Annotated in this window: 8 protein-coding genes; all 8 read right to left on the bottom strand. The window is 69.9% G+C overall.

The features are described from left to right. On the bottom strand, window positions 1–601 hold a 601-nt coding region (locus UK23_RS45160), incomplete at its 3' end, for a type VII secretion protein EccB (RefSeq protein ID WP_045318007.1). Window positions 602–604: 3 nt separating this feature from the next. Further along, on the bottom strand, window positions 605–2,008 hold the full coding sequence (gene eccD / locus UK23_RS45155; protein ID WP_045318006.1) for a type VII secretion integral membrane protein EccD: 1,404 nt from the start codon (window positions 2,006–2,008) through the stop codon (window positions 605–607). Next, window positions 2,005–6,036 carry a type VII secretion protein EccC gene (locus UK23_RS45150; protein WP_045318005.1) on the bottom strand — a complete coding sequence of 1,344 codons (4,032 nt, stop codon included), beginning with the start codon at window positions 6,034–6,036 and terminating at the stop codon, window positions 2,005–2,007. The genes eccD and UK23_RS45150 overlap by 4 nt, the downstream gene beginning before the upstream one ends. Further along, window positions 6,033–9,455, bottom strand: a complete 3,423-nt coding sequence (locus UK23_RS45145) for a WXG100 family type VII secretion target (RefSeq protein ID WP_045318004.1) — start codon at window positions 9,453–9,455, stop codon at window positions 6,033–6,035. Before UK23_RS45145 ends, UK23_RS45150 begins: the two co-directional genes overlap by 4 nt. Before the next feature lie 89 nt (window positions 9,456–9,544). Beyond that, window positions 9,545–10,168, bottom strand: a complete 624-nt coding sequence (locus UK23_RS45140; protein ID WP_156213857.1) for a hypothetical protein — start codon at window positions 10,166–10,168, stop codon at window positions 9,545–9,547. Window positions 10,169–10,245: 77 nt separating this feature from the next. Next, window positions 10,246–10,548, bottom strand: a complete 303-nt coding sequence (locus tag UK23_RS45135; protein WP_156213856.1) for a WXG100 family type VII secretion target — start codon at window positions 10,546–10,548, stop codon at window positions 10,246–10,248. Window positions 10,549–10,593: 45 nt separating this feature from the next. Continuing rightward, window positions 10,594–10,914, bottom strand: coding sequence for a WXG100 family type VII secretion target (locus UK23_RS45130; protein WP_082115498.1), 321 nt, complete (start codon window positions 10,912–10,914; stop codon window positions 10,594–10,596). Between the two features lie 448 nt (window positions 10,915–11,362). Then, window positions 11,363–12,076, bottom strand: coding sequence for an ESX secretion-associated protein EspG (locus tag UK23_RS49560; RefSeq protein WP_052685625.1), 714 nt, complete (start codon window positions 12,074–12,076; stop codon window positions 11,363–11,365). Window positions 12,077–12,326: the final 250 nt, after the last annotated feature.

The following is a 12,326-nucleotide window of genomic DNA, read 5'->3' as shown; positions in this document are numbered from 1 at the left end:
GGTTGGCCCACACCACGTACTGCTGTCCTTCTGGGGACGCCACCCACAGGTACTCGTTCGCGGCGACGGGTGCCGACGGCACGTCCGGGTCGACGTTCATGCTCATCAGCCCGGTGCCGTCCACCTCGACGCCTCCGCTGCGCGGCAGGCACAACAGCCAAGGCCCGGCCATCAACGAGGAGGCCGGGGGAACCGGGTCGGGCGCGTCCGGGATGCCGATCGGCTGGCCGCGTTCCAGCCCGCCGAGCGACGCCCGTGAGATGGACTCGACCTTGGCCCCGGCGCCCTTGAGGAGCATCGCGGACGCGTGGTTGAGCACGGGAACGAGCTGTCCCTGCTCGTACACGAACCGCGCGCCGCTCTCCTTCTCCACGAGGATGGCGTTCGGCTTCTTCCACGCCGTGTTGCCGCCGGGGTTGATCAGGCCGTACACCCAGAACGCCACACCGATCAGCAGCGCCAGCACCACCCCGAACACCAGGCCCATCAGGGCGCGCCGCGCGGGTGCCTCGCTGTAGTTGGTGTCCCCCAGCAACAACGCCGAGCTCATCCGGCCGACGAGCGTCTGGTAGGCGTGGACGTGGTCCTTCTTGGTCTGCACGCGTCACCCCGCCAGTCCGCGGGCCCAGGCGAAGAGGCCCAGTGCGTGCAGGACGAACGGCACCAGCGCGAGGCAGAGCAGGTTCTCCATGACGTCGCTCAGGTGCGGCCAGATCGGCAGCACCCTGCGGTTGGACGGGCGCAGCGCCGCGAGCACCAGCAGCAGGGCCGCGAACAGCAGCATCAGCACACCGAAGAAGCGCTCCAGGTCGCTCATCCCCGACAACATGTGCAGGGAGGGCAGCACCGCGCCCCACGAGCCGGCCAGCGCGAGGGACGTGCGTTGGCCGACGTTGAGGAATTCCCGCGAGCGCAGCAGCACCAGGGCCGCGAAGAGCCCGCTCAGGGTGTAGTCGAGCCAGCCGGGATCGGCCGCCAGGTAGACGAACCCGACCGCGAGCACCGACGACGCCCCCGTCGCGAGCACGCTCAGGTAGCGGTCGGCGGTCCCGGTCTGCTCGATCACCTGGGCCGCGGGCATGGGCTCGACGTCGATCTTCATCTCGTCGGCGTTGCGCGGCAGCTGCGGACCGCGCAACCGGGCGATCCTCGTCGCGAGCTTCGGCGCGAACAGCAGCAGCGCGAAGAAGGCGGTCATCATCGAGGCCGTGACCTCCAGGCGGGTCAGGTCCAGCCCGAGGTGCAGCCACACCGCCAGCATCATCGCCACGCCCGCGACCGCCGCGCACCCGAACGGCACGATCGGCAGCTTCCGCGCGAACAGCCGCTGCACCAGCAGCAACACCACCGACGTGGCCGCGAGCGCGACGCCGCCGATCAGCACGCCGTCCGGGTTGAGGGCGAGTGCCCCGTCCACGCCGGCGACACCGATCAGCCCCGCCAGCCCCGCGTACCCGCAGCCCGCCGTCCCGACCAGGCCGGCGAGGACGCCGTCCTCGATCGTGCGCGCGACGAGCACGGAGGCCAGGCACAGCACGAACGCCAGGGTGCCCGCGGTCGTCATCGCGGCGGCCGTGCCCGAGTTCTCGAAGAGCGAGAAGGCGATGGCGAGCAGGACGAACCCGCTCAGGCTGAGGAACAGCCTGCGGTTCACCGTCTCGTTCCAGCGGTTGCCCTGCCGGTTCACCGCCGTGGCCATGCCCTCGGCCACGTCGTCGAAGTCCAGCTCCGGCAACGGGTTCTCGGCGCGGGAGAGGTGGAACTGCTCGCCGTCGAGCCAGTCGAGCGTCTCCGGCGTGCCCTCGGGGTCGAACGGGGCACCGCCGAGGCGTTGCAGCACCCACGAGCCGTACAGCTCGCCTTCGTGACCCCGGTCGTGGTCGCGCACCACGTGCCGTACCAACGTCGGCAGGAGCACCGCCACCGTCGTCGAGATCGGCACGGAGAGGTCCGCCTTGCCGCTGGGGCCGTGCACGGTGATGCGGCAGAGTTCGGAAGTCGTCGTCACATGCCCTCGTTCCGCGCGAACGCGCCGGCACCGGCCGGCTCGTCCTGCGACTTGTCGACCGGCACGAGGCCGGTCTGGATCAGCTTGATGCCCCGTCGCGTCACCAGCTGGGCGCGGCCCTGCGGGAGTGTGCGCGGAGCGGCCTCGCCGAGGAACTTCCCCTCCTCCTTGGGGTAGGAGAAGAGCAGCGCGGGAGAACCGAGCTCCCACAGCCTGCGCATGACCGGGTCCATCATGCCGCGCAGGGCGTTCGCACTGCTGCGTGCGACGATCAGGTGGAATCCGATGTGGACACCCTGCGCCAGCAACGGCAGCAACGTGTCCAGCGGCGTCCCCATACCGGTGCCCGAGGACATGAGTTCGTAGTCGTCCACGACCACGAACAGCTGGGGACCTTCCCACCAGTCGCGCCGGCGCAGCTGCTCGGACGAGATGTCCGGGCCCGGAACCCGCTTGTGCAACGACACGGCGGCCTTGGTGGCGAGATCGGTCAGCGCGTCCGAGCTCACCACGTGGCCGATCTTGTACTCGTCAGGCATCATGCCGTCGAGGTCGCGGCGTGAGTCCGCGACGAGGATCTTGGCGTCGCCCGGGCGGAAACCCTCGACGATCGACCGGATCACCAGCCGCAGCGCGTTGGTCTTGCCGGTCTCGGCATCGCCCATCACGAACAGGTGCGGGATGGTGTTGAAGTCGTGCCACACCGGGTTCAGGCGCTGTTCGTCAAGGCCCAGGCACACCTTCAGGCCGCCGTTCTGCGGCTTCGGCAGGTCGACCACCGGCAGCCGGGTGGGCAGCAGCCGCACACCGGGCGCGCTGCGGCCCGGCCAGAAGGTCCGGACATCCTCCACGAAGGACTTGGTGGCACTCGCCAGGTCCTCGGTCGCCGAGGACCCGTCCAGGCGCGGCAGGGCGGCGAGGAAGTGGAAACCGGAGCTGGTCAGGCCGCGACCCGGCTGGTTCGGCACGGTGGCGGCCTTGCGGCTCTGCACTTCCGACTCCATCGAGTCGCCGAGCCGCAGCTCGAACCTCGTGCCCAGCACGTCGCGCAGCCACGGCCTGATCTCCGACCACCGGGTCGAGGACACCACGAGGTGCACGCCGAAGGAGAGACCGCGAGCGGCGATCTCGGTCAGCTTCGTCTCCAGGTCGCCGAAGTCCTGGCGCAGGGTGAACCAGCCGTCGATGATCAGGAACACCTCGCCGTGGGCGTCCTCCACCCGTCCGGCTCGCCGTGCGGCGCGGTAGTCGGCCATCGACTCGAAGCCGTGTTCGGCGAACGCCGCCTCGCGGAGCTCCATGACCTGCACGACTTCTTCGAGGGTGCGCACCACGCGATCGCGTTCCATGCGGGTCGCGACCGAACCGACGTGCGGGAGACCGCTGATCGACATGATGCCGCCGCCGCCGAAGTCGAGTCCGTAGAACTGGACCTCCTCGGGGGTGTGGGTGAGCGCCAGGCCGAGGACCAGCGTGCGCAGCAACGTGGACTTGCCGCTCATGGGTGCGCCGACGACACCGACGTGGCCGTCCGCTCCGGACAGATCGGCCACCAGCAGTTCGCGCAGCTGCTCGTAGGGCAGGTCGACGACGCCGACGGGTACCCGCAGGCGTCCTCGGGTGCCGGGGTCGTCCACGCACATGCCGAGCTCGGGGTGGGGCACCACGCTGGGCAGCAGGGCGTCGAGGCTCGGTGCCGTGGAGAGCGGGGGCAGCCACACCTGGCGGGCGGCGGGTCCTGCGCCGGCGAGCCTGCCGATCAGCACCTCCACCACGCTCGGGGCGTCCTCCGCGGGCGTTTCGGCCTTCTCCTGCTTGACCTCCGGCTCCGCGGGTTCGCTCTGCCGCAGCTCGTGCACGCGCGGGCTGGGCTGGGTGTAGAACGGCACGATCTCGCCCGCCGCGCGTTCCTCACCGCTGATCGCCCCCTGCTCGGGCGCGGTCGTAAGGCAGGGACCGGACACGTACGCGCCCTTGAAGCGCGTCAACGTGGTCGTGTCGAACTTGAGGTAACCGTTGCCCGGCCCGGGAGGCAGCTCGTAGGCATCGGCGACACCGATGACGCTGCGCGACTCCATGGAGGAGAAGGTGCGCAACGCGATGCGGTAGGACAGGTGACCCTCCACGCGGTGGATCCGGCCCTCGTCGAGCCGCTGCGAGGCGAGCAGCAGGTGCACGCCGAGACTGCGGCCCAGCCGTCCGATCGAGACGAACAGGTCCATGAACTCCGGCTTGGCGCTCAACAGCTCGGAGAACTCGTCGACGATCACCAGCAGCGTCGGCAGCGGTGGCAGCTGGCCGCCGGTCATGCGGGCCTTCTCGTACTCGAACAGCGACGAGTACCCGCTCTCGCGCAGGATCTCCTGGCGCCGCGTCATCTCACCGTTGATCGAGTCCTGCATGCGGTCGACCAACGGGAGCTCGTCGGCGAGGTTGGTGATCACCGCCGAGGTGTGCGGCAGCTTCTCCATGTTGAGGAACGTCGCACCGCCCTTGAAGTCCACCAGGACGAAGTTGAGGGTCTCCGACGAGTGCGTGGCCGCGAGCCCGCACACCAGGGTGCGCAGCAGCTCGCTCTTGCCGGAACCGGTGGCGCCGATCAGCATGCCGTGCGGTCCCATGCCGCCCTGCGCCGACTCCTTGAGGTCGATCTCCACGACCTCGCCGTCCTCGGTGACGCCGATCGGCACCTGGAGACGGGCGCGCTGCGGGGTCTTCTGCCGCCACAGCGCGTTGACGTCGAACGTGTGCAGGTCGCGGATGCCCAGCAGCGAGGGCAGTTCGAAGTCCGTCTCGAAAGGACGGTCCACGACGTCGACCGTGCCGCTGGTGCGCTTCGGCGCGATCAGGCGGGCGAGGGCGTCCGCCTGCACCACGCCGAACGAGTCGTGCCGGGCGGTGCCGCTCTCCTCGCCGACCGGGTACGTGACCTCGCCGTCACGGCAGGTGAGCCGCAGCACCTTCGCGCCACCGGGCAAGGCACCAGTGGCGTCGAGCAGCACCGTGTTGCGCAGGCCGGGGCCGAGAAGCGGGGAGTGTTCGGGAATCGACGCGAGGTGCGCGACGACCACCACGAACGGTTCCACCACACCGGGCAGGACGGACTTGTCGTGGTCGCCTCGGTCCGTGACGTCCGGTCCGAGCAGGTCGATCAGCTCGTCGTGGTCGCAGGTGAGCATCCGCAACGGGCCCGCGGCGTCGCGGGCGGTCGGGTGCGCGAGGTGCGGCAGCCACTTCACCCAGTCCCAGTCCGCCTGGTTCGAGGGTGCCGTCAGCACGGCGATCCGCAGCTCGTCCGGCGCGTGGAAGGTGACCAGCTGACCGATCATCGCGCGCACCAGGCCGACGACGGCGTCCGGTTCGCCGGCGAGCTCGACGCTCGTGAAACTGCGCAACCCCACCGAGATCGGGATGCCGGTGACGGTGCGGTAGGTCTCGCTGAACCGCCGAAGCGAGATCGCCGACAGCGGTTCGAGGTCCTCGATCGGCTTGGTCGACGGCGGCAGGAACTCCATGGCCGCCTGCTGGGTGCCGAGCCCGATCCGCACGCGGGCGAAGTCGTCGTGGCTGCCACGCCGTTCCCACAGCCGCGGCCCTCCGGCGAGGGACCACAACCACGACGGGTCGGGGTTGTCCCACGCGACGGCCGCGCGCTGTTCGTTGCTCGTCTCCCTGGCGCGCCGCCGCAACTGCCCGATGTAGCGCAGGTAGTCGCGGCGTTCCGCGTCGAGCTTGCGCTTGCGCTCGCCCGCGTTGCGCAGGAGCTGGTTGATCGCCATCGCGACCATGCCGATCGACATCGCGCCGGCCATGATGAAGATGAACGGCGACCCTCCTCCCGAGCCCATGGAGGAGAAGATCAGGATCATGGCGATCGGCCCGAGCGCCATGGGCAGGAACATCAGCACCGAGCTGAAGTCGCGCGCGGCGGGTTCCGGCATCACCGGCGGTTCCTGGAGCTCCTCCTGGCCCTCCGGCATGGCGGGCCCTTCGGCGCGAGGCCCCCGCTTCGCCGTGACGGTGCTCATTCGATCACCCCCGGTGCCGCCTTCTTCCTGCCGCCGTCCGCCCACACCCCGGTGTCCTGCCTGAGCAGGTCCGCCGACGAGCGCTCGTCTTCCTCGTCCTGCTCGTCCTCGTTGTCGTGCACGGGTTCCTCGGGCTCGGGGGCGTCGAGGCCCGCGCACCCCAGCTCCGGCACGTGCGGGTTGAACCGGGGCAGGTAGGACGACATCTCGATCGGCCGGGCCGTCGTCTCCGCCTGCAGGCGCACGACGCCCTCGCGGCCCGCGCTGTGCCCCCACGCCGTCGAGTCGCGCAGGGTGTAGTCGGGCTTCTCCGGCGCGCGCTCGGGTTCCTCGCGCAGCGCACCGGCGGCGGGCAGCCAGGGCAGCCCACCCGACGCCCCGGCGTCCCACGCGCTGAAGTCCTCCTCCCCGCCGACGGGGACGAGCGCCACGCGGTCCTCCCCGAACCCGGCGATCGGCGCCTCCGCCCCGGCCACCGGCACGTCGGCGCCGAGCACGGGCACGCCGACAAGAGCCTCTTCGCGCCGCCTCTCCCCCGCACCACCCGCGGCCGCCGGGGCGGCCGGCAGCACCGGCCCCTGAGGGACCTGGGGCACCGAGACCTGAGGCACAGGGGCCTGGGGCACGGGGGCCTGGGACACCGGGCTTTCGGAGACCGGGGTCTGGGGCACCGGCGCCAGGAATGCCGGGGCGTGGGACGTGGGAACCTCCAGCGCCGGAGCCTGTGGCGCCAGGTCCTCAGACACCGGAACGTGGGACGCCAGGACCTCCGGCGCCGGAGCCTGTGGCACCAGGCTCTCGGACACCGGAACGTGGGACGTGGGAACCTCCAGCGCCGGAGCCTGTGGCACCTGGCCCTCGGACACCGGAACGTGGGACGCCGGGACCTCCGGCGCCGGAGCCTGTGGCACCAGGCCTTCGGCCGCCGGAACGTGGGACGTGGGAACCTCCAACGCCGGAGCCTGTGGCACCAGGCCCTCGGACACCGGAACCTGCGGCACCGATCCGTCCTGCGTCCACGGCTCGGGCCGCGCACGCGGGGTCTCCGCACCACCCGGATCACCGGTGGGCACCGCGGACGCGAACTCCCAGGGAGCCGTCTCACCGTCCACGAGACCGGACGCGTCGGAACGTTCGGCCGCGCCGGAACCACCCGCCGCTCCGCCCTGTCCGGGCGCCATCGGCATGGGCGGCAGCATCGGCGGGGCAGCGGTCGGCGGGGCAGCGTTCGGCGGCGCCGCACTCCACTGCTCCGGCGTGCTCTTCTCCTGGCCGGGCGTGTCCGGCTCACCGACGCCGGGCAGCTCGACGCCCTCCCACGGCTTGACCTCACCACCGATCAGACCCGCAGCGTCCGGACGCTCCGCAGCACCCGAACCACCACCGATACCCGCGCCAGGCGCACCCGGCGGCATCATCGGCATACCGCCACCCGGCATACCGCCGCCGGGCATCCCGGAGTTGTTGCGCTGGGACGAGGCCCACTCCTCCGGAGTCGACGGCAGCTCGGGGACGTTGCCGTGCGGATCGCCCAGGCCGGGAACCTTCGAGCCCTCCCACGGCTTGACCTCACCACCGATCAGACCGGAGGCGTCCGGACGTTCCCCACCGCCCGAGCCACCGCCGGTACCCGCACCGGGCGCGCCGGGCGGCATCATCGGCATGCCACCGCCGCCGAGGCCGTTGCGGTCGTCGTTGCCCGCGCCCGGTCCCTTGCCCGCGGTCCAGTCCTGGGGCTTCGGCACCTCGCCCGGCTTGAACTCGCCCGGCTTGAGCTCACCGGGCTTGAAGTCACCAGGCTTGAACTCACCCGGCTTGAAGTCGCCAGGAGGCGCGCCGTGTCCAGCGGGCGGCGTCTTGGCACCGGGAAACTCGCTCGGCTTGAAATCGCCGGGTTTGAACTCACCCGGCTTGAACTCGCCGGGCTTGAAGTCACCAGGAGGCGCGACCTTGCCGCCAGGCGGCGTCTTGCCGCCCGGGAACTCGCCCGGCTTGAACTCGCCGGGCTTGAACTCGCCGGGCTTGGGCACGTTCCCGCCGTTGCGGCCGGACGCGGGCGGCTTGGAGCTCACGAACGAGCCGGGAGGCGGCGGGACCGCTCCCCGACCGCCGGGCAGGCCACCCCCGCCAGGACCGTTGCCGGGGTTGAACTCACCCGGTTTGAGGTTGGGCGGCGGCACGTTCCCACCGGAGGACTTGCCACCGGGGAGTTGGGAAGCGTTGAAATCACCCGGTTTGAACGAGTTCGGCGAAGGTGTGCCTCCACCGCCGGGGAGGCCCCCTTGGCCGGGGCCCGCCCCCAGCTTGAACTCGTTGGGGTCGGGGATCTTCCCGCCGAAGCCCCCTGAGCCCCCTGAGCCGGGCGAACCGGGACCGCCGAGGCCGTTCGGGTCGAACTTGCCGGGCGGTGGCGTGGAGGAGAAGTCCCCGGGGCCACCGGAGAGGCCGCCCGACTTGGGGCTGGGGATCTCCGGCGTGTTCACCTTGGGAATGTCCGGAGGCTTGACTTCGGGGATGCCCGGCGTCTTGACCTTGGGAGGTGGCGGAATCTCGACCTTCGGCGGTGGCGGAATCTCGACCTTCGGCGGTGGCGGAATCTCGACCTTCGGCGGTGGCGGAATCTCGACCTTCGGCGGTGGCGGAATCTCGACCTTCGGAGGCTTCGGAACCTCGATCTTCGGAGGCTTCGAACCGGACCCGTCGCCCAGCGGGTCCGGCTTCGGGATGCTGGTGAGCTGAGTGTCGTAGGCCTGCTTCTCGTACTCCGCCGCGAGGGTCTTCAGCACCTGCCGCATGTCGCGGTCGAGCAGCTTGACGATCTCGGGGAACTTGCTGATGTGGACGAGGTTTCCCTTGTCGCTCTCGATGATGACGTCCTCGCCCTTGATGGCGGCGATGCGCTGCGCTTCACGGGCGTAGAACTGGTCGATGTCGTGGACCGTCTGGATGGCCCACGCGAGGTAGTTGCCGGCCGACCACAGCTGTTCTGGCACCGGGGAGAGCCGGGCCCGGCCGCCGTCGATCTGCGTGGCGTGGGCGATGAACGACTTGGAGAACTCGTCCATCAGACCCCTGAAGGCCTTGGCGGCCTCGCCACGCCACGGGCCGCCCTCCCCGGCCAGCGCCTTGGTCTGGTCGGCGATGCTCTTGCCCGTGGAGGCGAGGATCTCCTTGACCATGCGGAAGCTCAGCGCGGCGTCCCACAGGGTCTGCGGATCGGACGCCGTGCTCGTCCCCAGCTCCGTGCGCTCCTCCGCACCGATCGCGGCCGATCCGGTGATGCGGGCCATGATCTCTTTCCAGCCCCACGAGTCGTAGTCCGCTTTGGACGAACCCGAACCATCACCGGTCGCCACCACGGCACCGCTGTCCTTGACTTCGACTTCCTTGCCGCCGGGCTTGGGCGGTTCTTCAGCCATGGTGGTGCCTTCGTGTTGCGCGGGTGCACTGCCCGCAGTGCCGACAGGGGTGAACGCGACGCCGGGGAACGGGTTGCTCGGACGACGCCCTAGGAGGCCGGGGTGGGTCCCGTGATCGCCTTGCTGATCTCGGCCCTGGCACCGGCGATGTGCTCGTTGAGGTCCTTGCCGGTGGCGCGGTTGAGTTCCTCGGCGGTGTCGTAGGCGTGCGCGAGCTTCTCGAGCTCGTCGGCGACCGCGGTGATCGCGTCGATTGCCTTGCGGAGGAACTCGCGGGTCGTCGGCTGGATCGCCCCGCCCGTGCCTCCGCCGACGACCTTGACCTGCAGCTGGTGCGCGTCGTAGAAGATGCCCGGTGCGACCTTGACCTTCTCGATCTGCTCCAGCGCGGTCTTGAGCGTGGGGATCAGCGAACGGACGTTGGTGGCGAACGTCTTCAGCGCCTCGGTGCTGACGCGGATGCCGCGGCCGGAGTGGTCGCGGTTGCGCGGCACCTTGGGCGGCGGGTACTTGTGCGTGAAGTGCTCTCCCTCGGGACCGCCCCAGTCGTCGAGACCGTCCCTGGGCCCCTTGGCGTCGTACTCCTCGGGATTGTTCTTGGCGTCCTCGTACGACTGCTTCTTGTCGCCCTCGCCCGGATGCTTCTCCTCGATGTTCTTCTTGACCACTTCCTTCTCGTGGTCGTACAGCTCCTGCTTCGTACTACCTGGCATGCTCACGTCCCTTCTCTTCGACCGGTGTCACAGCGGATCGGGGGCGTCGCCGGGACGCCCGGCGACGCCCCGCGGACCTACTTCACGCTGTAGCCGCCCCAGGCGTTCATGCCGGTGTGCTCGATCTTGAGGTAGCCGCCGGTGATGTTGTTGAGGGCGATCTCGGCCGAGTTGAGGCTGTGGGGCATGCGCGCGGCGGCGGCGTCCCACTGGGACTTCGCCACCATGTACTGGTCCTTGGCGCCGTCCTGCCAGTCCCCCAGGCTCTTGAGGATCTGCTGGTGCATGTTCTCCAGCTCGGTCTGCAGGCGCTTGGTGACCGCGGCCATCTGGTCGCGGACCGAGTCCGCCATGCCGCGGTCAAAGGTGTAAGTGGGCAAAGCACTGTCCTTTCGGTGGCTGAGCGATGTGGGGTGTGGCGGCGATCAGAGGCCGGCCAGGCCCGGACCCACGGGGATGTTCGACGCGGTCTCGGTGTTGGAGCTCTCACCGGCGGTGATGACCTGCCGGTTGCCGTTCATGACCTCGATCATCTCGCCGAGCTTGTTCACGATGAACGTGCAGTCGTCCATCCAGGCCCGCATCGAGGTGTCGAAGGCCGCGGAGGCGTCACCGCTCCACGTCGACTTCAGGGTGTCGAGCGCGCCGCTGACGGTCTGGACACCGTTCTTGGCCACGTTCTGCGTGGTGCCGAGGTGGCCTGCCGCCGCCTGCATTCCCGGGGTAGTAGTTGACACTGGGGCCATTTGGCTGTCTCCCTATCTGAACGAGCTAGTGGTCGCTGACAAACGAAGCTTGCTCAAGCAGCGCCCCGCCGAAGAAGAGCTTGCTCTTCCCCGCCGAGCCGATCAGCACTCCGCGGAAGTTCTTTCCCTTCCACACACCTTTGGCGGCGCGTTCGCCCCCGCCTTTCAACCGGAGTCGGCAAGCGTCAAGCGGAAGACGAACCGCAGGTGAGGGACTTGCCTCGATCCGGACAAGAACCGTTTGCGATCAACCAGCAAAGCCCATCGACGAGTCAACTCCACCATTCGCTGGACGAGCGTCAATGCGAAATGGACGTTTGACGAAAGCAACGAGAACAGCGAAAGATCGCGCCCGGACCACGGGCGCCGAATCCGGCACTCCGCTCACCGAACGCACCAGGAATGGGCGAACCGGGCACCACCGGGCCGCTCAAGACGATATCGGCGATCACTCGTCCGGTCGAATGACGCTGCCCGAAAGCACACGAGTCCCTGACAGCGAGGGCAGACCCCGCGACGTCACCGGGGCGGGGTCGTCGGCGTCGTAGGACGCGAGCAGCTCGCCGACCCTGCGCGTGACGTGGTCGTGCACCATCAGCTCGACCGCGCTCGATCCGGTCTCCGCCACGAGGTAGTGCTCGTCGTCCGTGCCGCACCAGGTGAGAGCGGGGAAGCCCGAGGGCCGGCCACGGCCGGAGAACCCGATCCTGCCGGTCGCGGGAGGTCCGTCCGCGCCGCCGGACCGAGCCGGGGACCAGCGCCCCTCCCACAGCAGGTCGGTGATCGCCACGGCCAGTTCGTCAGGCCTGATCGAGGAGAGCCACAGTTCGCCACCGGCGAGCACGGCCAGCACGGCGTCGTCCGCGTCGCGGGCGGCGAGCGCCTGCAGCGGATATCCCACGAAGGCGACCAGGTCGACCGCCTCGCGGTAGTTCCCGAGCAGGTGCAGCATCCGGGTCAGGCGGGCGTCGGCGCGGTGCCCGCGCTCGGCCATGCCCCGGTTGACGAGCTCTCGGTAGACCTCTTCGACCAGCACGGCTCCGCACTGGGACCGCCCTCCGGTCTTCGGCACCATCAAGGGGTACGGCATCGGGCCGGGGCAGACGTCTGCCCACAGCACCTCGTAGTCGTACGTCGACAGCGGGAACTGCGGCATGCGCATCCCACGAGTGAACACCGCGACGGGCCGCGACCGGCCGGGCCGCGGTGGGCTGCGCCCGTTCGATCGCCCGATCTTTCCCACTCGGTCAGCGACCAGGCGGCGCGGTCACGGAATTCGGGCGAGCTCGCTCTCCACGTCGGCGCACCGGTCGGGCATCGCCAGCGAGTCGAACACGGTCAGCGCGTACTGCAGCACCTCACGTGCCTCGCCGAGCGCGCCCGCGTCGATGCAGCACCGCCCCTCCCACACC

This window comes from Lentzea aerocolonigenes (assembly GCF_000955955.1).
GTDB lineage: Bacteria > Actinomycetota > Actinomycetes > Mycobacteriales > Pseudonocardiaceae > Lentzea > Lentzea aerocolonigenes_A.
The sequence above is the reverse complement of the archived record's forward strand: the minus strand, read 5'-3'. Positions and strand labels throughout refer to the sequence as shown.